Annotated in this window: 19 protein-coding genes; 13 read left to right on the forward strand and 6 right to left on the reverse strand. The window is 68.6% G+C overall.

Translation table 11 applies throughout. The annotated features are described in order from the left end of the window. Entirely contained in the window at nucleotides 1-756 is a 756-nt protein-coding gene (locus ACODSL_RS05085) for an SDR family NAD(P)-dependent oxidoreductase (protein ID WP_488899550.1), read from the forward strand. Here the strand turns inward: ACODSL_RS05085 and ACODSL_RS05090 are convergent. Next, a complete protein-coding gene (locus ACODSL_RS05090) occupies nucleotides 753-1,856 on the reverse strand; it encodes an acyltransferase family protein (RefSeq protein WP_488899551.1) in 1,104 nt (367 codons plus the stop codon). The two genes, ACODSL_RS05085 and ACODSL_RS05090, sit on opposite strands and share 4 nt — an antisense overlap. A gap of 101 nt (nucleotides 1,857-1,957) precedes the next feature. On the opposite strand from ACODSL_RS05090, the gene ygiD reads away from it, so the two are divergent. Beyond that, nucleotides 1,958-2,731, forward strand: coding sequence for a 4,5-DOPA-extradiol-dioxygenase (gene ygiD, locus ACODSL_RS05095; RefSeq protein WP_488899552.1), 774 nt, complete (start codon nucleotides 1,958-1,960; stop codon nucleotides 2,729-2,731). Nucleotides 2,732-2,890: 159 nt separating this feature from the next. Then, entirely contained in the window at nucleotides 2,891-3,802 is a 912-nt protein-coding gene (locus ACODSL_RS05100; protein WP_488899553.1) for a CPBP family intramembrane glutamic endopeptidase, read from the forward strand. Between the two features lie 16 nt (nucleotides 3,803-3,818). On the opposite strand, the gene ACODSL_RS05105 is transcribed toward ACODSL_RS05100, so the two are convergent. Next, complete coding sequence (locus tag ACODSL_RS05105) at nucleotides 3,819-4,502, reverse strand: DJ-1/PfpI family protein (protein ID WP_488899554.1); 684 nt, start codon at nucleotides 4,500-4,502, stop codon at nucleotides 3,819-3,821. A gap of 79 nt (nucleotides 4,503-4,581) precedes the next feature. Between ACODSL_RS05105 and ACODSL_RS05110 the strand changes: the two genes are divergently transcribed. Together ACODSL_RS05110 and ACODSL_RS05115 are read left to right on the forward strand one after the other, a co-directional pair. Further along, entirely contained in the window at nucleotides 4,582-5,520 is a 939-nt protein-coding gene (locus ACODSL_RS05110) for a GlxA family transcriptional regulator (protein WP_488899555.1), read from the forward strand. Nucleotides 5,521-6,182: 662 nt separating this feature from the next. After that, entirely contained in the window at nucleotides 6,183-7,541 is a 1,359-nt protein-coding gene (locus ACODSL_RS05115; RefSeq protein WP_488899556.1) for a hypothetical protein, read from the forward strand. 192 nt (nucleotides 7,542-7,733) lie between these two features. On the opposite strand, the gene ACODSL_RS05120 is transcribed toward ACODSL_RS05115, so the two are convergent. Further along, nucleotides 7,734-8,393 (reverse strand): glutathione S-transferase family protein, encoded by a 660-nt coding sequence (locus tag ACODSL_RS05120; RefSeq protein ID WP_488899557.1) that lies wholly within the window; start codon nucleotides 8,391-8,393, stop codon nucleotides 7,734-7,736. A gap of 265 nt (nucleotides 8,394-8,658) precedes the next feature. On the opposite strand from ACODSL_RS05120, the gene ACODSL_RS05125 reads away from it, so the two are divergent. Genes ACODSL_RS05125 through ACODSL_RS05135 form a run of 3 tightly spaced genes read left to right on the forward strand, consistent with a single transcriptional unit; the run spans nucleotide 8,659 to nucleotide 11,277 of the window. Next, entirely contained in the window at nucleotides 8,659-9,129 is a 471-nt protein-coding gene (locus ACODSL_RS05125) for a MaoC family dehydratase (RefSeq protein ID WP_488899558.1), read from the forward strand. 26 nt (nucleotides 9,130-9,155) lie between these two features. Then, the gene (locus ACODSL_RS05130; protein WP_488899559.1) at nucleotides 9,156-10,427 is read left to right on the forward strand and encodes an NRAMP family divalent metal transporter; all 1,272 of its coding nucleotides are present in this window, start codon (nucleotides 9,156-9,158) and stop codon (nucleotides 10,425-10,427) included. A gap of 52 nt (nucleotides 10,428-10,479) precedes the next feature. Beyond that, on the forward strand, nucleotides 10,480-11,277 hold the full coding sequence (locus tag ACODSL_RS05135) for an SDR family oxidoreductase (RefSeq protein WP_488899560.1): 798 nt from the start codon (nucleotides 10,480-10,482) through the stop codon (nucleotides 11,275-11,277). Here the strand turns inward: ACODSL_RS05135 and ACODSL_RS05140 are convergent. After that, a complete protein-coding gene (locus ACODSL_RS05140; RefSeq protein WP_488899561.1) occupies nucleotides 11,243-12,331 on the reverse strand; it encodes a cell wall hydrolase in 1,089 nt (362 codons plus the stop codon). The genes ACODSL_RS05135 and ACODSL_RS05140 overlap by 35 nt on opposite strands. 406 nt (nucleotides 12,332-12,737) lie before the next feature. Between ACODSL_RS05140 and ACODSL_RS05145 the strand changes: the two genes are divergently transcribed. The 3 genes from ACODSL_RS05145 (at nucleotide 12,738) to ACODSL_RS05155 (ending at nucleotide 15,042) form a co-directional block, all read left to right on the forward strand. Further along, a complete protein-coding gene (locus ACODSL_RS05145) occupies nucleotides 12,738-12,932 on the forward strand; it encodes a hypothetical protein (RefSeq protein ID WP_488899562.1) in 195 nt (64 codons plus the stop codon). Between the two features lie 69 nt (nucleotides 12,933-13,001). Then, nucleotides 13,002-13,433: a hypothetical protein gene (locus ACODSL_RS05150; protein ID WP_488899563.1), complete on the forward strand. Its 432-nt coding sequence runs from the start codon at nucleotides 13,002-13,004 to the stop codon at nucleotides 13,431-13,433. Nucleotides 13,434-13,509: 76 nt separating this feature from the next. Then, entirely contained in the window at nucleotides 13,510-15,042 is a 1,533-nt protein-coding gene (locus tag ACODSL_RS05155) for a tetratricopeptide repeat protein (RefSeq protein ID WP_488899564.1), read from the forward strand. A 120-nt stretch (nucleotides 15,043-15,162) separates the two neighbouring features. Here the strand turns inward: ACODSL_RS05155 and ACODSL_RS05160 are convergent, their stop codons facing one another. Together ACODSL_RS05160 and ACODSL_RS05165 are read right to left on the reverse strand one after the other, a co-directional pair. Continuing rightward, a complete protein-coding gene (locus tag ACODSL_RS05160) occupies nucleotides 15,163-15,879 on the reverse strand; it encodes a dienelactone hydrolase family protein (RefSeq protein WP_488899565.1) in 717 nt (238 codons plus the stop codon). 18 nt (nucleotides 15,880-15,897) lie between these two features. Next, nucleotides 15,898-16,362, reverse strand: coding sequence for a cupin domain-containing protein (locus tag ACODSL_RS05165; protein WP_488899566.1), 465 nt, complete (start codon nucleotides 16,360-16,362; stop codon nucleotides 15,898-15,900). A gap of 124 nt (nucleotides 16,363-16,486) precedes the next feature. Here ACODSL_RS05165 and ACODSL_RS05170 point away from each other — a divergent pair, with 124 nt between their 5' ends. Together ACODSL_RS05170 and ACODSL_RS05175 are read left to right on the forward strand one after the other, a co-directional pair. Further along, the gene (locus tag ACODSL_RS05170; protein ID WP_488899567.1) at nucleotides 16,487-16,912 is read left to right on the forward strand and encodes a DUF5990 family protein; all 426 of its coding nucleotides are present in this window, start codon (nucleotides 16,487-16,489) and stop codon (nucleotides 16,910-16,912) included. A gap of 102 nt (nucleotides 16,913-17,014) precedes the next feature. Then, nucleotides 17,015-20,293, forward strand: coding sequence for a S41 family peptidase (locus ACODSL_RS05175; RefSeq protein ID WP_488899568.1), 3,279 nt, complete (start codon nucleotides 17,015-17,017; stop codon nucleotides 20,291-20,293). The last annotated feature ends 15 nt before the right edge of the window (nucleotides 20,294-20,308 follow it).

Genomic DNA, 20,308 nt, shown 5'->3' on the forward strand with positions numbered 1-20,308 from the left:
ATGCACATCGACCTCACAGGCAAGACCGTGCTCGTCACCGGAGCCAGCCGCGGCATCGGCGCAGCGATCGCGACGGGTCTGGCGGGCTCGGGCGCAACAGTGGCCGTGCACTGTTCCGCCTCGCCCGATGAGGCGGACCAGGTCGCCGCCGCCTGCGGACACAACGCCCGCACCTTTGCCGCCGACCTCGCGGACCCCGCCGCCTGCCAGCGCATGTGGGCCGAGGTCGTCGCCCACTACGGCCGCATCGACGTGCTGGTGAACAACGCCGGCGTCGCCACCGCCGTCGATGACCCGTCGATCGAGCGCTGGCTGGAAATCTGGAACCGCACGCTCGATGTGAACCTGCGCGCCGCCGCCCTGCTTTGCCGGCTGGCGACGGACCACTTCGCGGCCAGCGGCGGGGGGCGGATCATCAACATCAGCTCGCGGGCGGCGTTCCGGGGCGACCAGCCGGACTACATCGCCTACGCCGCTTCAAAGGGCGGCATGGTCGCTCTGACCCGCTCTATCGCCCGGGGCTTCGGCAAGCAGGGGATCGTGGCCTTCAATGTCGCGCCGGGATTCACCCGCACGGCCATGGCCCAGGATTTTATCGACCAGTATGGCGAGGACTACGCCACCAGCGACATCGCCCTGAGCCGCCTTACGGAGCCGAAGGACATCGCGCCGACAGTGGTGTTCCTCGCCAGCGGCCTCGCCGACCACGCGACGGGCGCGACGATCGACATCAACGCCGGATCATACGTCCACTAGGCGGCGGCTTCCACCGCGCGGGACGCCCGTCGCTTCGCCAGCCAGGTTTGCACCGGCTCATCGACGAAGCGGTGAAACAGCGCCGCCACGATCATCGCGGCCGGCAGCGACAGAGCCCAAAGGCCCCAGTGAAGCGCAGACGGCAGCGTCACGTTTCGCGCCAGGGTCTCCAGCGCGCCGAACCACAGCAGCCCGGTCAGGGCATGGGTGACGAACAGGGCGAACGACAGCTTCGCCCCCTGCTCAACCAGCGCCGACGGGCGGCGCACCGGAAGGCGTCCAAGCCCCCAGACGATCACCACGATGCAGACGAGGCTGGCCAGATCAACCCGGCCGGCGACCTGCAGCATGACGAAGGCGACAAAGGCGAGTCCCGCCAGCACCCGGGCCATCGCCACCGACGGCGCGCCCAGCTCGACCATGCGGGCGATGCAGACGCCCAGCAGGAACAGCGGCGCGGCGCGCACCACGCCCAGGCTGAAGTCCAGGTCGTAGAGGGTGTGGTGGAACACGGCCTGGCAGATGAGGTCCGCGCCCATCATGCCCGTCAGACCCAGCGCCAGCAGCGCGGCCGGACTGGTCAGGCGGCTGACCCAGCGCCAGATCAGCGGGAAGGCGGCGTAACAGACGAGCAGCGCCGACAGCGACCAGCTCGGGTGGTTCCAGCCGCCGCCGCCGGCGACGCCCCAGGCCTGAACCATGAAGGCCTGCATCAGCAGGGCGACCGGCGTGAAGTTGGCCGGATGAACGGGTTGGTCGCCGGCCATCTCGGCCAGAAGCACGATGAGGCCCATCACCGCCAGCACGATCAACTGCGCCGGCCACAGCCGGGTCAGGCGCTTCCTTACGAAGCCGACCAGGTTCACGCGGCCCGACAGGACCTGGTGGCCATAGGCGCGCCCCAGCACAAAGCCCGACAGGATCAGGAAGAAGTCCGTCGCCAGATAACCCCGCCCGAAAACCGGGTGCAGGTCCGCGAGCACGACAGGCGCCTCTGCGCCGTAGTGGTACAGCACGATCAGCAGCGCCGCGGCGAAGCGCAGCGCGTCCAGCGCGCCACCGCGACCGGACTCCCCGGATCGGGCTACTGAATGGGACAACTCTCGCGTCAAAAGGGAAAACTCCGGGGTCTCCCAAGGGGTATTGCAACAGGCGGGCCGCTGCCCATCTGTATCCAACTTGGTTACTTAAGGATTCACCCATGACCGCGCGCATGCCGGTGCTCTTTCTTGGCCATGGCTCGCCGATGAACGCCATCGAGGACAACGCGTGGCGGCGCGGCTGGGCGGCGGTGGCCAGCCAGATGCCAGAGCCGAAGGCGATCCTCTGCGTGTCCGCCCACTGGGAGACACGCGGCGCGGCGGCCGTTTCCGCCTCTGAACACCCCTCGACCATTCACGATTTCGGCGGCTTCCCGCAGGCCCTGTTCGACGTCCGGTATCCGGCGCCCGGCGATCCCGCCCTGGCCGCGCGCGTCGGCGACCTGCTGGCGCCCGACCCCGTCGTCCAGCACCCGAACCGCGGCCTCGACCACGGCGCCTGGAGCGTGCTGCTGCCGATGTATCCGGACGCCAACGTTCCGATCGTCCAGCTGAGCCTCGACCGCGCCCGACCGAACGCCTGGCACTACGACGCGGGCCGGCGGCTGGCCGCCCTGCGCGACGAAGGAGTGTTGATCGTCGCCAGCGGCGACATCGTCCACAATCTGCGCGACGTCGACTTCCGCACCGGCGCCACCCCGCCCTGGGCGCCCCGTTTCAACGACGCCGCCAAGACCCTGATCGAAACCGGCGACCACGGGCCGCTGATCGACTGGGAAGCGCTCGGCCCCGACGCCGCCGCCTCGATCAACAGCGCCGAACACTACCTGCCGCTGCTCTACGCCCTGGGCGCGGCCGAGGCCGGGGAGCGGGCGAGTTTCTTCAACGACGACGTCTTCGCCGGCATCTCGATGACCAGTGTGCGGTGGGGCTAGATCAGGCGTGACGCCGCACACGTCCAGAAGCAACGCCTTCCTGTCCGACCTGTAATGTTAAACCTAATTCACTACACATCGCGCTGATCCGCGATCTATTGACCCCGGAAATACAGCAACGATCCCGGGGGCGGGCTTCAGGGCCCGGAAGATATCCACATGAGCGGCATTGAACTCTACGCGCCCCGCGGGCCGCGGCATCGGCGCACCTGGACGGTCGCGGCGATCGTCCTGACGGTCGTCTTCCTGATCGCCGGTCAGCTGCTGTCGATCTTCGGCATCGAACGGCCGCTGGGCTATCACTCGGCGGATCTGGACACGCAGTGGCGGCCGGCGGCCCTCATGCTGGCGGGGTTCGGCTTCACCGCCCTGCTCGTCCTGGCCTGGGCGCGGCTGTTCGAGCGAAGGCCGCCGGCGACGCTCGGCCTCAACGGCAAAGCCGTCGCGCGGTATGTCCGAGGCCTGCTCGCCGGCTTCAGCTGCCTGGCCGCCGTGGTCGGCCTGGCCTGGGCGTTCGGCGCCTACCGCATTGAGGGGCCGGGCGTCTGGGCGGCGCCGACGCTGGCCCTGTTCATCCCGATCCTCTGCCTGTTCGCCGGCTACATGATCCAGGGCGCGACCGAAGAGATCATGTTCCGCGGCTGGATTCTGCAGCTGGTCGCCTCGCGCCACGGTCTGGTGATCGGCGTGTTGCTGAACGCCGTGGTATTCGCGGCCTTGCACGCCGGCAATGTCGCCCCCTCGAAGGCCTTGGCCCTCGGTCTGGTCAACATCATCCTGTTCGCCGTGTTGCTCAGCCTCTACGCCATCCGCGAGGGCTCGCTCTGGGGCGTCTGCGCCTGGCACACGGCCTGGAACACGCTGCTGGGCGTCGGTTTCGGCCTGGACGTGAGCGGCACCCGCGTCGCCGTCCAGAGCCTGGTCGTCGACCTGGCGCCGGCGCCCGGCGCCCCCTGGTGGCTGACCGGCGGGACCTTCGGGCCCGAGGCCAGCGTCGCAACGACGGCCGTGCTGCTCACCGGATGCCTCGCCTTTCTGGCGCGGCGACGCGCCACGCCCGTCGCCGCCTGAGCCCCGCAGCCCTGGCTCAGAGCTTCGCCGCCGCCTCTTGCGCCGCGGCGAGCCGCACCGGCATGGCCGCCTTGTTGAAGCCCATGATCAGCTCCAGCACCTCGGGCGGCGCGGTTTCCGGCCGGCCGGCGTTGAACGGCGGCGCCGGCGCATACTCCAGCGCCAGTTGCAGGCCCTGGGCGAAGGTGTCGCCGGCGATCTCGGCGGCCAGGGTCAGGGCGAAGTCGATGCCGGCGGTCACGCCGCCGCCGGTGACATAGCGGCCGTCGCGCACCACTCGCGCCGGGTCCGGGATCGCCCCGAACAGCGCCAGCTGGTCGCGCCAGCCCCAGTGGCAGGCCGCGCGGCGGCCCTTCAGCAGCCCCGCCGCCGCCAGGATCAGCGAGCCTGTGCAGACCGAGGTCACCCAGGTCGCGTCCTCCGCCAGCCGGCGGATCTGGGCCATGAAGGGCTCGTTGAGCATGGCGTCAGCCGTGCCGAGCCCGCCAGGAATGCACAGCAGGTCGCAGCCCTCGATGTCCTCGAACCGCGTCAGGCCCGCGAAGGTCAGGCCGTCCGCCTCCATCTCGCCGCCGTCGAGGCTGGCGACGGTGGTCACCGCCCCGGGCAGGCGCGACAGGAACTGATGAGGCCCGGTGAAGTCGAGATGGGTGACTCCGGGATACAGGGCGAAGACAATGCGCAGGGAATCGGTGGTCATGAGAACGGCTCCGGTTGACGAGGCCATCCTGCCGGACCTAGCGTCTGGCTGAAATGACAATATTCCCTCATTTTCCGCCATGCGCACGATAGGCGTCCTCGTCTTTCCCGATTTCCAGCTGCTGGACGCGGCCGGACCGATCGGCGCGTTCGAGATCGCCGGCCGCTATGTGCCCGGCGCCTACGACATCCGGATCCTGTCCCGGGACGGCGGACGCGTGGCCAGCTCCTCGGGCGTTACGCTCGACAGCCTCCCGTTCGCCGGGGCCGGCCGGCTGGATACGCTCCTGGTTTCTGGCGGCGAAGGTACGCGCGGCCCCTCGATCGACGCGACGACCCTCGACTATGTGCGAGCGGCCCACCGCACCGCGCGACGCACGGCCAGCGTCTGCTCCGGCGCCTATGTGCTGGCCCAGGCCGGGCTGCTGAACGGCAAACGGGCCACGACCCACTGGAACCGCAGCAAGGATTTCGCGCGGCGCTATCCGAAGGTGCTGCTGGAGCCGGACCGCATCTGGATCCGCGACGGCGCCATCTGGACCAGCGCCGGCATCACCGCGGGCATCGACCTGGCCCTGGCCCTGATCGCCGAGGACCTTGGCGAGGACATCGCGCGCAAGACGGCCCAGCAGCTGGTCGTCTATCACCGCCGGCCCGGCGGCCAGTCGCAGTTCTCGGCCCTGCTGGAGCTGGAGGCCGGCGGCCGGTTCGACAGCCTGATGGCCTGGGCGCGCGAGAACCTGCGCAACCCCCTGACCGTCGAGGAACTGGCCGCCCGCGCCGGCATGAGCGAGCGCAACTTCGCCCGGTCCTTCAGCGCTGCGACCGGCTTCACCCCGGCCAAGGCCATCGAACGCCTGCGCGTCGAAGCCGCCCGCACCCTGCTCGACTCCCAACCCCTTCAGGTCGAGGACGTGGCGCTGGAGACGGGTTTCGGCGACCAGGAACGCATGCGCCGGGCGTTCATCCGGGCATTCGGTCAACCGCCGCAGGCGCTGAGACGGGCGCGGGCGGCGTAGGCGGGGACATGTGCCGCAGGCACGTGGCCCCAGATCTCGAAGCGGCGGCCTGGCGTGTCCGCAACGGGTGGTTGGCGGACGTCCGACGATCTGAAAACTTTGTTCTATGAAGGAAGACCTTGCGTCTATGCTTTGCCCCACGCCAAGGGCGGGGGCCTAGAATGATGCAAGCGACGGGACGGATCATGCTTGGGGCGCTAGCAGTCGCGGTCTGCCTTGGCGCTGTGGCGTTGGCTCCCTCCGCTCAGGCGGCTGCGTGCACAAACCTAATGGTTCCCCAAGAGCTGTCCACACGAGGGGTCGTGGGTATACGTTCCGCCAATGAGAAGGAGGCTCACCCCTGCGCTCCGGGCACCGTTGTCGTCTACGTCCTCGCCAGTGGCGAGCTGATCTACCAAACAGTCACTGCCAGCCAAGTTGGGCCGAGTACTTCAAAGGTATCAGGATCAATTCCGGTGCCTCGCCCACACGACCTGGACAGTCCTGGTTTGCCGCCGCCGAGAGTCGCAGCCGCGGAGCGCGCCACGATCGAAAGCTGGAAGGTGGCTCTCGCCTCTCCTTCCGCTCAGCCGACCGTGAATATCACCCTCGGCCTATGGGGCGCAGCTTTCTTTCAGCCCAAGGGATGCCCTAAGCAGACTGCCGCCAACGATACAGTATTCGTGAATATCGACTACAAACAGCAGCGACTGAAAGTCCCGCCCGGTTGGCCTGGCGTCCTCAACTATAAGGGCCCCTCTGATGCCTGCATTCCCCTTGGTGTAGGCCGCATTAACTTTGTCGATGGCCGAACTTGGACTGGTGAGGTACGGCCCTTCCTCGAACCGAGATGGGATTTTCGCCTCGCTGCACCTGTTGGGCTGGGGGAGATGACCTACACAGACGGCCATAGTGAAATCGCTGTGATGCGGGTCGAGCGTGGTTTCAGCCCAAACATCGGAATGGACGCGATCAGTGCGGGCGGTAGCGATTGGCTCGAAGAGTTGATGACCTATCGCATGGTGATCGACAGGATCATCGCCACCAAGGCGCCGGGCGGCGAATATGTAGCTCCCGACCCGCTAGTTGAAGCGGCGCGAGTCGCAAAGCAGCGCGCCGAGGCCGCTCAACAACGCGCGCAATTTGTCGCAGCGAATGCTGCCAAAGCTCAGGCAAATGCCGCATTTTGGAGCGACTTGGGCCAGATCGCCCAAGTCGGCGTCATGGCGAGCCGCCAGGCAATTGACCAGATGGCTGCTGATGACGCCAATAACGCCGCGTTGGTCGCGCGTCAGAACGCCCAGATGGCTGCGGCTCAGGAGGCCGCGCGGCAGCAGCAATTGACCTCCGCCGCCCGCGCCGCCGCGCCGCCTGAACGCCTCTCGAGCAGCGACCCAGCAATCCAGCGGGACTACGACAAGGGCGCCTCGTTCGTGCCGCCGAGCGACGAGGGCGACCAGATCCAACAACGGCAGCAACAGCTCGCGGCCCAAGCGCAGCTACGCGCGGCTCAGGCCGCCGAACAGCGCCGTCAGCAAGAGGCTCAGGCCAAGGCGCAGGAGGACCAGATGCGCTACGAGCTGATGGCCGACAACTCTTACGGCGACTACAGCAGCGCTGGGCTCTCCAACTACGACATGAAGGGGACTCGCTCTCCGGGCAGCGGCAGCCTGACTCGCAACCTCAGCCACATCGGCGGCTGCCGGGCGACAAGTTTCACGGCTGAGTGGAGCCTGAGCAACAACATGGGCGGCGGCCAAGTCTCTGGCAACTGGCGCTGGACGGGCGAGGCAGGGTGCACGCCGCCGGCTTTCACCACGCTGTGGATCGAGGTGTCATTGGGCGGAGCGCACGGCTGGGTCGCCACCACGCCCACCGTTCCGATGGCGGGGGCGAGCAGCTTCAATGTACAGGGCATCCCCGACTGGAACCGCATGTTTTGCGGTTTCAACGGCGCCCGCACTACCAGTTGCCTCAGCGCCGATGACGCCAAGCGTCTGTGGCTAAACGGTTCGGTCACCGACGTGGCGTTGGGTTGGTGAACCCGCTCGATTCAGACGATTTGTGAATCCGTTAGGGGTCGAAAATCGCCCCGGCGGAGTCCCTGGCGAGCAAGAGATCGAAGGCGGGGTGTCGGCGGAGGTCGGGGACATGCACTTCAGTGCGTGTCCCCATCAGCTTCCGCGAGGATGAGCGGGAAGAAAGAGGGGGCGGGGGGGGGACCCCCACCGCTCTCAGTAATCCGGCCCACCCGGGAACATCTGCATGTACGGCTGCGCCTCCGCGATCACCCGCTGGAACGACGGCCGGGTCTCCAGGCGGTCGTAGTATGCCTGCAGCGCCGGGCGGTCGCCCCAGGGGTGGCAGCGCTGGGCGTAGAACAGCGACGGACTGGCGCTGACATCGGCCAGGGAATACGCCTCGCCGGCCGCCCAGGTCCGGCCGTCGGACAGCGTCGCCTCCAGCCAGCTGTAGGCCTTGTCGAGCAGGGTCCGCGCCTCGGCCACGCCGAACGGGTCCTTGGCGCCCTCGGGACGGATCACCTCGAACACCAGCCGGCCCTGGGGCGTCATCACATAGTTGTCGAAGAACCGGTCCATGAAACGCGCCGTCAGCGCGGCAGCGGGATCCGTCGGGATCAGCCCGGCGCCCGGATAATGGCGGTCCAGGTATTCGATGATGATGCTGGACTCGACGACCGTCTCGTTCCGCGCCTCGTCACGCAGCAACGGCATCTTGCCGATCGGCCAGCGCTGCATGAACTCGACGATCGGCCCCTCGGCGGCGCCGAACTCCAGCATCTCGAACGTGAACGGCGTCCCGGCCTCGTAGAGCGGGATCAGCACCTTCCAGCAATAGGACGACAGCGGATGGGCGAACAGGCGGAGGGACATGGGCGGCTCGCGATAATACTGAAGCTCGGACTTTAGTGTTGTGAACCCGAACGGTCAACCGCGACCCGCCGGCTCAGGATCCAAAAGATATCCGCTCATCCCGGCGAAGGCCGGGACCCAGGTCTTTTCGTGAACACCCGGACTGCGGCCAGCAAAAAACGCCTGGGTCCCGGCCTTCGCCGGGATGAACGGTTGAGAGAGGGCTGGCCCGACGCCGGAAGCGCGTGCCTAATCCCCAATCCCTGCTCCCTAGCCCCTCAGAGCCATGCCCCTCCCCGCCATCTACGCCGCCCACCGCGTCACCCCCGCCAGGACCTTCCACGACCTCAAGGTCGGCGATCGTTACCCCCTGCCCTCCCGCACACTCGGAGACGGTAACTTCGCGGCCTTCCAGGCGGTCAGTCTCGACAACCATCCGATCCACTACGACGCCGAATACTGTCAGGCGCTCGGGCATCCGGGTCCCCTGGCGCACGGCCTGCAGGTGCTGTGCTTCACCGCCGCCGGCGCCGGGCTGTTCCCGCACGAAATCGGCGACGCCCTGCTGGGCATGATCGAGGTTCACGCGAAGGTCTTGAAGAGCGCCTATCCGGGCGACACCCTCTATCCGGCCCTCGAGATCACCGAACTGACGCCGCAGCGGACAACCGGGATCGTCCGGATGAAGGCCACCGTGACCAACCAGAAGGGCGACCTCGTTCTGGACGGCGAACACGTCTATCTGTTGAAACTCTGACGTCTCCTCCCGCGACCGGGACCGCCATGACCGATCCGCAGCCCCGTCCCCGCAAGCCCAGCCTGCTCGGGCGCCTCGGCCCCGGCCTGATCACCGGCGCGGCGGATGATGACCCCGGCGGCGTGGCGACCCATTCCCAGGCCGGCGCGGCCTTCGGTTTCAACATGCTCTGGAGCGTGGTGCTGGCCTACCCGCTGCTGGCGGCGATCCAGTCGATCGTGGCGCGCATCGGCCGGGTCACGGGTCACGGGCTGGCGGCCAACGTAAAGCGCGTCTTCCCGGCCTGGCTGCTGGCCATCCTCGTGCTGTCGCTGCTGGTGGCCAACACCATCAACATCGCCGCCGACATCGCGGCCATGGGCGAAGCCGCGGCCCTGGTGGTCCCCGGCGTCCACAAGTTCGCGTTCGCGATGATCTTCGGCATCGGCTGCGTGCTGCTCGAGGTGTTCATGAGCTACAAGCGCTACGTCAGGGTGCTGAAGTGGCTCACCCTGTCGCTGCTGGCCTACGCCGGCGTGGTGTTCACGGTGAAGATCCCCTGGGCCGAGGTGGCCCTGCGCTCCTTCGTGCCGGACATCAGCTTCACGCCGGCCTTCCTGACCATGGTCGTCGCCGTCTTCGGCACGACCATCAGTCCCTACATGTTCTTCTGGCAGAGCTCGCAGGAGGTCGAGGACCTGGGCGTCGATCCCGAGAAGCGCTCGCTGCTGCACACGCCGGAACTGGCCGAGGGCGAGCTGCGCCGCATCCGGTTCGACACCTGGACCGGCATGGCGATGTGCAGCCTGATCGCCTTCTTCATCGTTCTGACCACCTCGGTGACCCTGCACGCCAACGGCGTCACCGACATCTCCAGCGCGGCGCAGGCGGCCCAGGCCCTGCGGCCGATCGCCGGCGAACTGGCCTTCTGGCTGTTCAGCCTGGGGATCATCGGCACCGGCCTGCTGGCCGTGCCGGTGCTGGCCGGATCGGCGGCCTACGCCATCTCCGAGGCCTTCGGCTGGCCCATGGGCCTTGACCGGAAGCTCGGCCAGGCGCCGGGCTTCTACGGCATCATCGCGGCGGCGACGATCGGCGGGATCGCCCTGACCTTCGCTGACGTCAACCCGATCAAGGCTTTGTTCTGGAGCGCCGTCCTCAATGGACTGGTCGCGGTGCCGATCATGGTCGTGGCCATGGTGCTCGCCTCGCGCAAATCGGTGATGGGACCGTTCGTCATCGGCCGGACGCTGAAGATCCTCGGCTGGCTGGCCACGGCCGTGATGGCCGTCGCCGGCGTGGGCATGTTCCTCGCTTGACCGCCCTCGGGGCAACGCGATTGTCTGGGCGGAACGAACAGGGAGACCGACCATGGGCGCCGACGGCCGCAAGAGCATCTTCATCACCGGCGCCGCGAGCGGCATCGGCCTTGCCACGGCAAAACGCTTCGCCGCCGAGGGCTGGTTCGTCGGCCTGGCCGACATCGACGCCACGGGCCTGAAGCTGGCCCAGGCCGCGCTCGGCGCCGGCAACTGCAGCACCCACAGGCTCGACGTCCGCGACCGCGCCGCCTGGAAGAAGGAAATCGCGGCCTTCGGCAAGGCCACGGACGGGCGGCTGGACGTACTGCTCAACAACGCCGGCATCGCCAACTACGGCTACTTCGAGGACCAGACCGACGACGAGATCGACCGGCAGATCGACATTAACATCAAGGGCGTCTCCAACGGCGCCCGCGCGGGCCTGCCGCTGCTCATCGGCACGCCGGGCTCGACCCTGATCAACGTGGCGTCCTGCGCCGGCCTGTTCGGCGCGCCGAAGATGGCCATGTACTGCGCCACCAAGTTCGCGGTGCGCGGCCTGTCGGAGGCGCTGGACATCGAATTCAGCCGTCACGGCGTGGCGGTGAAATGCATCATGCCCTGGTTCGTCGACACCCCGATCCTGCAGGCGGGATCACAGGGATCGAACGAGAACATCGCCGACGCCATCCGCGCCGGCGGCTCCGAGGTCTACACCGTCGAGGAAGCCGCCGACGTGATCTGGCGCTCGCTCCAGAGCAAGGAGGTGCACTCGATCGTCGGCAAGGCCGGCCGGCAGCTGCGCTTCGCCACCCGTTTCATGCCGGGCTCGCTCAGGAAGCGGATGAAGGCGTCGCTGCAGGCTTAGACGTCGTATCGGCCACGGGCTCGCGGTGCGGCGCGGACGCCGGTTCCGCCGGCTTGCCCGCAGGGCCGCCGAGAGCCCGGTCGCTCGCGGCGACGTCCAGCGTCGTCTGGGCGGTGGCGGCGATGAACACCGCGTCCGTCGACGGCGCAGGCGAGGCGTAGGGCACGGGCTCGCCCGGCATGCCGAGGCTGGCGTAGATCGGACGATCGCCCAGCTCCGGACCCGAGCGCGCGGGGGCGCGGTCGAACGCGCCCGGCGCGCCGCCGCGTCCGCCGAAGCGGTAGAAGATGTGCAGCCCGACCTGGCCGACGCGGACCAGATGCGGACCCCAGCCCGGCGAGACGTTGATCGTGTGGAAATGGGTCGCGTTGCCGACCTCGTTCATCACGCCGCCTGACAGGGCGCGAGCGGCCACACGCTCGGCGCGGGCCCAGGCGCCGGGCTCGCGACGCTTTCGCATCGAGCCGTCGCAGGCGAAGCTGAACTGGCAGATGCCGCCGGTCGAAGCGCCCTGGAAGACCACGCCGCAGACAGACTTCGGAAAAGCCGGATGCCGCGCGCGGTTCAGGACCACCTGGGCCACGGCCGCCTGGCCGTCCGGGGTCTCGCCACGGGCTTCATAGTAGACGGCCTGGGTCAGGCATTCGAGATCGCGCGAGTCTTCCAGCGCGCCATTGAGGCGGAAGGGCTCGGCGGCGGGATTGAACGGGCCGCCGAAGCTGGCGCGGAGCAGCAGGCCTTCCGTCGACGGACGCTGGGCCGGGGCCCGGCGCTCAAGCCGCGCGGCGAACAGGGCCGCCTGACGGTCGCGCTGGGCGCCGCCGGCGCTGGTGAACGGGTCGTGGCGTTCGGCGACGGCGAGAGCGGCGGGATCCATCCCGTCCACCATCCGTTCAAGAGACGCGTCGGAATAGCTGCCCGACGCGACGTCGGCGATTTCAGAGACGCGGTGGTGCTGGTCGGCGGCCTGGGCCATGCCGCCAAAGAGGTACGCGCCGCCGATGATCGCGCCGCAGGCCGAGCCCACGAGGGTTCCAGTCAAAGCGACGCTCATCAGCGCGCGCACGGGTGCGCGCGTCTGGAATTGGAATGACAAGAATTTCGTGTCCTGTGCGACGAGGGCGGATTGCCCCCCGACAATCACCCCGAAAGGCGCCAACGCGGCCTGACAGGGTGTGGATTCGACCGGTTCACGAAATGGCCGAAATCCGACTTGTGGCGGGCCTTATGACCCAATCGGCCACGATTCGCAAGAGGTTGTTGCACTGCAGCATAAATCGCCTGGCAGGTGATCACGGGACTCGCCAAGGTTCTGTTGGGATTCAACAGGTTGTGCAGAGTCTAATCCGGTCGTGCGTCGCCGCGAATTCTCGCCTCGCGGGAGGCGTGGAACCGCCAGTGCCTGAGCCCGTTGAGCGGGAACGGGCCCGACACACGGGCAAACCCGAAAGGCTGCTCACATGCGTATCCGCACGACTCTGTCGCTGACCGTCATCGCCCTCGCCGGCGCGGGCCTCGCCGCCTGCGGTCACAACATGGAACAGCGCGCCGCGAGCGGCGCCATCGCAGGCGCGGTTGTCGCTGGCCCTCCGGGCGCAGTCGTCGGCGCCGCCGCCGGGGCGGTGGTCAACGAAGTCAAAAAACCGAACCACTAGTCACCGTTGCCATCCGGGCGATCCGGAGTCACCTTCTCTCCCCAGGAGTATTCTCTTGGGGAGAAGACGATGAAACGCACCCTGTATCTGCTGTCCGCCGCGGCCCTGCTGGCCGGTCCCGCCACCGCCACCGATCTGCTCTACCCGGGTGGCACGCTCCTGACCGAGCGCGTTGCGGGCAAGCCGTACTGGGCGCTTCAGGCCAATTGCGCCGGCATCTACGGCGCTGCGAGCGCTTTCCGCGCCGAGCACGGAGATGAGCAGGGCGCCGCCGACGCCAAGGCGCGCGGCGTGGCCTTCTTCAAGTCAGCGGTCGACCGGGTCATGCAGGATCGCGGCATCGGCCGGCCGGAAGCCGTCGATGCGCTTAGTCCCGCCGTCGTGAAGGGCCGTGGCGAGGCCATGACCATGCTCCAGACGGACGGAGACGGACCGGCCTCCGAATGGAACTACGCGCGCAGCGCCTGCCTCGATGTTCAGGACGCCTACGCCGCGCGCTAGTCTGCCGCCAACAACGCTTGACCCTGAGGGCCCAACGGGCCTGACTGCTCCCTGAAGGTCGCCTTCGGGGAGTAGCATGCGTTTTCGTTCAGTTCTGGTCGCCCTGTCCGCTTTGACGGCCCTTGGCGCCGCCTCCCCCGCATCCCCGCAGTCGATCGGCCGGCAGATGGATCTCCTGCGGCTCGAGGAGCAGGCGCGGACCGTGGTCGGTGGGCTGGTCGAAAGCGACTTCAAGACCTGCGAAGCCCGGCTGCCGCTCCTCAGGACGATCATGGGCGACGCCCGGTTCGACCGCATGCCGACCGAGATACGCCGTCCCTTCCTGTTCGCCGTGATCCTCTGCAGCGAGATCAAGGACCGGAAGCTGGGCCTGGAGGCCGCCCGGCGGCTGGAACCCATGGCCACGGAGCCCGCGGAAATCGGCGCGGTCCAGACGATCCAGATCTCCGACGCCATCGAACGCGACGCCATGGTCGACGCCACCCGGCGGTTCCTCAAGCTGATGGACGTCCAGCCGGACGCGGTGGCCATCTGGCGTCCCGGCATGGTCGGCGCCTTCACCGACTATCTCGATGACGATCCCGACCTGGCCCTGACCGCGCTTCGGCGGATCACCGGGTTCGCCTGGAAGAATCCGGACAGCCAGCGAGCGGCGAAGAACGAGTGGGCGTTGGCCTATGGCTGGCAGCTGGGCGATCGCGGCCAGTTGGCCGAAGCAGCGGCGGCCGTGGCCGTGGCGGACGACCCCCGGGTGCTGATGTATGTCGCCGCCGACCGCCGGTTCCTGAAGAGCTGGGACAATCCCGGACGCTTCGACTGGACCGCGCTGGAGGAAGCCCGGCTCGCCCGGGCCCGCGCCGCCATGGACGACACCCCTGAAAAGCTGGCCCCGGTGCATGACGCCCTGTCATCCCTGCGGGCGCTCGGCCGCTACGATGAAGCCATACAGATCGGCCAGGCCTTCCGCGCCAGGCTGCAGGATGGAGAGGCTTTCGAAGACCTCGAGGAACAGGGCGACCGGGTCCTCGTCGACCTCGCCGACAGCCTGCTCGACACCGGCGATGTGAAGGAGGCTGAGGCCGTCTTCACCGAAGCCATCGGCCCGGACGACGGCGACGACCGGTCGACCGACGCCCGGATGGCCTGGGCGGGACGTCTGCTCGATCTGGCCCGGCCGCGCGATGTGCTCAAGGTGCTTGCGGGCCTGGACCTCGACTATGTCACGCCCTACGGCGAGGCCTGGGTCGACGCCCAGAAGACCTGCGCCCAGAACGACATCGACCCCAGGGCCGCCGAACCCCTGCTGGAGTCCCTGCGCAAGCGCCGCGACGAGAACCCGGGCGCGTTGAGCGAAGCGCTGATCTGCACGAACCGCCTGGACGAGGCCGCTGCCCTGCTGATCTGGCGCCTGCAAAGCCCGGAACACCGCAGCGGCGCGCTGGACCCGTTCTGGAGCGCCCGGCCCCCGCCCGTCGTCACGCCCTGGCTGGCCGAGTTCAACCGCCGCCGGCTGTCACTGCAGACCCGTCCGGACGTCATGGCCGCTCTTGCGAAGGTCGGCCGCCCGGTCACCACCCCGCTCGGCGGCGACTACTGGGGCGGGTTCTAGGATCCTCCCCGTTGGGGGAGGTGTATCGCCGAAGGCGAGAGGGAGGGGGTCCGCTCCGGTCCCGGGAGACCCCCTCAGTCATCCCTTCGGGCTGACAGCTCCCCCGCCGGGGAAGCATCCCTACACAAACACCTCGTCGAACAGGTCGATCATCGCGGCCCACGATCGGCGGTCGCTGGGTTCATGATAGTCGAAGCCCGGGCGGCCCAGCCGTCCGACCTCCGGGTTGGTGAAGCTGTGCCCCGCGCGGCCATAGACGTGCATCCGCCAGTCGACGCCCGCCGCCGTCATCTCCTCTTCGAAGGCCGTGCGCTGGGCGACGGGGATGATCGGATCCTCGGCGCCGATGGCGGCCAGGATCACACCCTTGATGTTGGCCGCGTCCTGCGGGCGGGCTGTCCCGAGACCCGAGTGGAAACCGATGGCCGCCTTCAGGTCCGCCCCGCTGCGTGCCAGTTCCAGGGCCGTGGTGCCCCCGAAGCAGTAACCGATGGCCGCCAGCTTGCCGGCATCCGTTTCGGGCTGACTCCTCAGCACCTCCAGCGCCGCCGTCGCCCGGGCGCGGATGCCGGTGGAATCGGCCATCCAGGCGCCGATCTGCGCCATCGCCTGGGTGAAGTCGGCGACCGGCTTGCCATCGCCATAGTAGTCCATGGCGAAGGCGACATAGCCGAGCCCGGCCAGCCGCTTGGCGATGTCCCGCGCATGATCGCCGATCCCGCCACCTTCGTGACAGACCAGCACGCCGGGCCGCGGCCCGGACCGCGCGTCATCCACCGCCAGCGTCCCGACCATCCGCGCGCCGTCAGCGTGGTATTCGATGTCCTGGATCTTCATGTCCGCTCCCTGATCTCGTCAGGAAGGATACAGCGTCGCGTCCTTGTGACGGTAGCCCGCGCCGCCAGGGCGCAGGCAGAGGTCGATGTCCGGGTAGTCGACCCATTCGGTCGCGTCGTTGCTGGGGTTGCCGACCTGCAGGATGACCGCGTCGGTGTCGGTCCGGTTCTGCAGATGATGGCCATCGGCCACGCCCGCCTTCCAGGCGGCGCAGTCGCCGGCCTGCAGCACGGTCTCCCCGTCGTTCTCGACCAGCACCACCTCGCCGGACACGATCCAGACGAACTCGTCCTCATCCAGGTGCCAGTGGCGCTGGCTCGACCACTGTCCGGCGGGCAGGGTCAGGAGATTGACCCCCACCAGGGTCAGGCCGGCGGCCTGGGCCAGCTCGATCCACGACCGCTTCTTGCAGGGCTCGTTCATTGGGGCGGGATAGCGCGATCCGCCACGGCGGGGCGCGGTCGAGAGGTCGATCTTGGGCATGGGGCGACTCCGGTTTGGCGCGATCCTAGCCGAACCGGTCGCCCGGAAAACCGCCGACGCCCACCCTGCTGACAACAGGGTGTCACCAGATCGACTGCAAGGCCCGCCCGTGTAGTCTGTCGTCATGCCCGGTCAGCCCCTCCACCTGCGCATCACCCTCGTCGCCCCGCTCGCCGGAGTGATGTACTCGCTGCAGAGGGACGAAATGCCCGTCGACCAGATCCTGTCTGACGGCGACGACCTGTCCCTCGACGTTACGGTCAGCTTCGTCGAGGACGGCAAGGGCGTGCGCTATCTCGGCCCGTTCGTGAAGAACCAGGGCGGCCGGCGGTTCGTCTATTTCCGCGTCGGAACCAGCGCCGGCCAGCACGACTCGCCCTGGACCCGACGCGGCAAGGTCTGGTTCGAGGATCTGCCCGACGCCCTGGCGCGCGAGGCCGCCGCGACCGGCCGACGCCTGGAGGCGCGCTTCCCCGGAATCGCCCGCGACGGCGGCCCCTCCTGCGCCACTGTCCGACCGATCGACGGCTGGCGGGAAATCGCCTCATGAGCAAAATGTAATCTGCCGACCCGCCAGTTCCTCTTTCCTCGCAGGTCAACCTGCGGGAGGGTTCGCGATTGCGGCGCGGCGGCGCCTGGTGGGGATCGTTTCATGCACATCCGGATCAAGGCCGTTCTGGCCGCGCTGGTCGCTGTGGTCATCGGCGGAGGCTGGAGCCTGGCCGGGGCGCGGGAGCCCGTGCAGCCGCTGCCCTCGCTCGCCGAGCCGTCGCTGTCGCCGGATGGGCAGACCATCGCCTTCGCCTCGGGCGGCGATATCTGGTCGGTCCCGGCCGCCGGCGGCGTCGCCCGCCTGCTGGTCACGGACCCGGCCACGGAGTCACGCCCGCTCTGGTCGCCGGACGGCAAGACGCTGGCCTTTGTCTCGACCCGCGGCGGCGTGGCCAACATCTATCTCATGGCCCTCGCCACCGGCGTGGTCACGCGCCTGACTTACGCCGACAATAGCGAGGCGCTCGACGGCTGGTCACGGGACAGCCAGTGGATCTACTTCAGCTCGGGCGTGAACGACGTTCAGCGCCAGAGCGACATCTTCCGGGTGCGCGCCTCGGGCGGCGTGCCGCTCGAAGTCAGCAGCGAGCGCTACCTCAACGAATTCCAGAGCGCGCCCTCGCCGGACGGCCAGTCGATCGCCCTGATGGCCAAGGGCAACAGCAACGGTCAGTGGTGGCGCCACGGCAGCAGCCACATCGACCAGTCCGAGCTGTGGCTGAAGCCGATCGCGGCCGGCGCGCCATACCGCCAGCTGCTGCCGTCCGGCGCGCGGCACGCCTGGCCGATGTGGCGGCCCGACGGCGCCGCCCTCTGGTACATGAGCGACGAGGGCGGGAACGAGAACCTCTGGCGTCTGCCGCTGGGCGGCAAGCCCGAACAGGTCACCCGGTTCACCGACGGTCGCCTGCTCTGGCCGACCATTGGCTATGACGGCAAGACCATCGTCTTCGAGCGCGGCTTCTCGATCTGGTCGTTCGACACGGCGACCGGCAAGGCCCGCCAGGTGCCGATCACCCTGCAGGGCGCCCCCGCCGCCGCGGGCGAGAGCCGCCTCAACCTGAGCAGCTTCGACAGCATGGTCCTGTCGCCGGACGGCAAGAAGATCGCCGTCATCGGTCACGGCGAGCTGTTCGCCACGACCGCAAAGGACGGCGGCCCTGCCCAGCGCGTGACCCGGACAGCCAGCCTTGAGCGGGACCCGATGTGGTCGCCGGATTCAAAGCAGCTGATCTACGCCTCCGAGCGTGGCCTGAGCGCCAACATCTATGCCTGGGACTTCGCCACGGCGACGGAGCGGCCCCTGACCACCGGCAATGACCGCAGCACCGTTCCGGTCTGGTCGCCGGACGGCAAGATGGTCGCCTATGTCCGTTCGGGCCACGAGCTGCACGTCATCACCCTGGCCGACAACGGGACTGTGGCGAAGGACGCGACCCTCTGGACGGGTCCTCTGGACAACTTCGAGGACGGCGCGCCGGTCTGGTCGCCCGACAGCCGCTGGATCGCCTTCGTGGTCACCGACCGCAAGGCCTTCGGCAACCTGCACGTCATTCCCGCCGCCGGCGGCGAGGCCCGCCAGATCAGCTTCCTCGCCAACGGCCAGACCGGCGGCAAGATCGTCTGGTCGCCGGACGGCAAGTACATCGTCACCGACACGGGCCAGCGCAGCGAGGACGCCAAGCTGCTGCGCATCGACCTGCTGCCCAACACGCCCAAGTACCGCGAGGACGCCTTCCGCGAGCTGTTCAGGCCGACGACCTCGCCCGACACGCCCTCCCCGGCGCCCGAAGCGCCCGGGGCGGACGAGGCGACGCCGCCTGCGACGCCCGCCGCCGCTGACGCCGCCAAACCCGGCAAGCCCGGCGCGGCCCCGGCCAGGCCGTCGAAGAAGCCCCCGCCGGTGAAGATCGTCTTCGAGGGCATCCGCGAACGCGCCTCCTTCATCCCGGTCGGCATGGACTCCGGCGACCCGTCGATCAGCCCGGACGGCAAGACCCTGCTGTTCGCCGCCCGCTCGGCCGGCGTGCTCAACTACTACACCTGGAACCTCGACGAGCTGGCCAAGGAGCCGCCCGTGGCCGTCCAGCTGACCTCGACCCGCAAGGGCAAGAACTCGGGCGTGTTCACGCCGGACTCGAAGTCGGTCTTCTACCTCGAGGGCGGGACGGTCTACTCGACGCCGGTCGAGGCGCCCAAGCCCAAGGCCCTGGCCATCAACGCCGAAATGGACATCGACTTCGACGCCGAGAAGATGGTCGTGTTCGACGAGGCCTGGGGCGTGCTGGACCGGGGCTTCTACGATGCGAAGTTCCACGGCAAGGACTGGAAGGCCCTGCGCGCGGCCTGGCTGCCCTACATCGCCGGAGCCCGCACGGGCGACGAGCTGCGCCGCGACATCAACCTGATGATCGGCGAGCTGAACGCCTCCCACAGCGGCATCCGCGGGCCGGACGCCGGACCGCCTCCCGGCCGCATCGGCGACCTCGGGCTGCGCTACGACCGCGAGGCCTATGAAGTCGGCAAGGGCCTGGTCATCCGCGAGGTCATCGCGCTCGGCCCCGCCGCCATCGAAGGCACGATCCGGACCGGCGAGACGCTGGTCGCGGTGAATGGCGACAGGCTCACCCCCGGCGTCAGCCTAGACCGCCTCCTGCGCGGCCAGGCCGGCAAGCGGGTGGTGCTGACCATCGGCGCGGCGGGCGATCCGGCGAAGACCCGCGAGGCCGTGGTCCGCCCCGTCTCGCCGGGCGTCGCCAGCGGCCTGCTCTATCGCCAGTGGGTCAACGACCGCCGCGCCTATGTCGAACGCATCAGCGGCGGCAAGCTCGGCTACGTCCACATCGCCGACATGGGCGACGCCTCGCTGGCCCAGCTGTACATCGACCTCGACGCCCAGAACCAGGGCCGCGAGGGCGTGGTCATCGACGTGCGCAACAACAACGGCGGCTACATCAACGGCTACGCGCTCGACGTCTTCACCCGCCGCAACTACCTGCTGATGACCGCCCGCGACCGCTTCCCGGTGCCCAGCCGCCAGAACCTCGGCCAGCGGGCGCTCGGCCTGCCGACCGTGCTGGTGACCAACGAGTCGTCGCTGTCCGACGCCGAGGACTTCACCGAGGGCTACCGCGCGCTCGGCCTCGGCAAGGTGGTCGGCAAGCCGACGGCCGGCTGGATCATCTTCACCGGCAGCCGCGACCTGATCGACGGCTCCAGCGTCCGCCTGCCGTTCATCCGCGTCGAAGATCTGCGCGGCCAGAACATGGAGGGCAATCCGAGGCCGGTGGACGTCGACGTCGACCGCCCCCTCGGCGAGACGGGCGCCGGGAGGGATGCCCAGCTCGATGCGGCGGTGAAGGTGTTGCTCTCTCACTGATCCTCCCCTCGGAGA

Source organism: Caulobacter sp. FG121 (assembly GCF_057809815.1).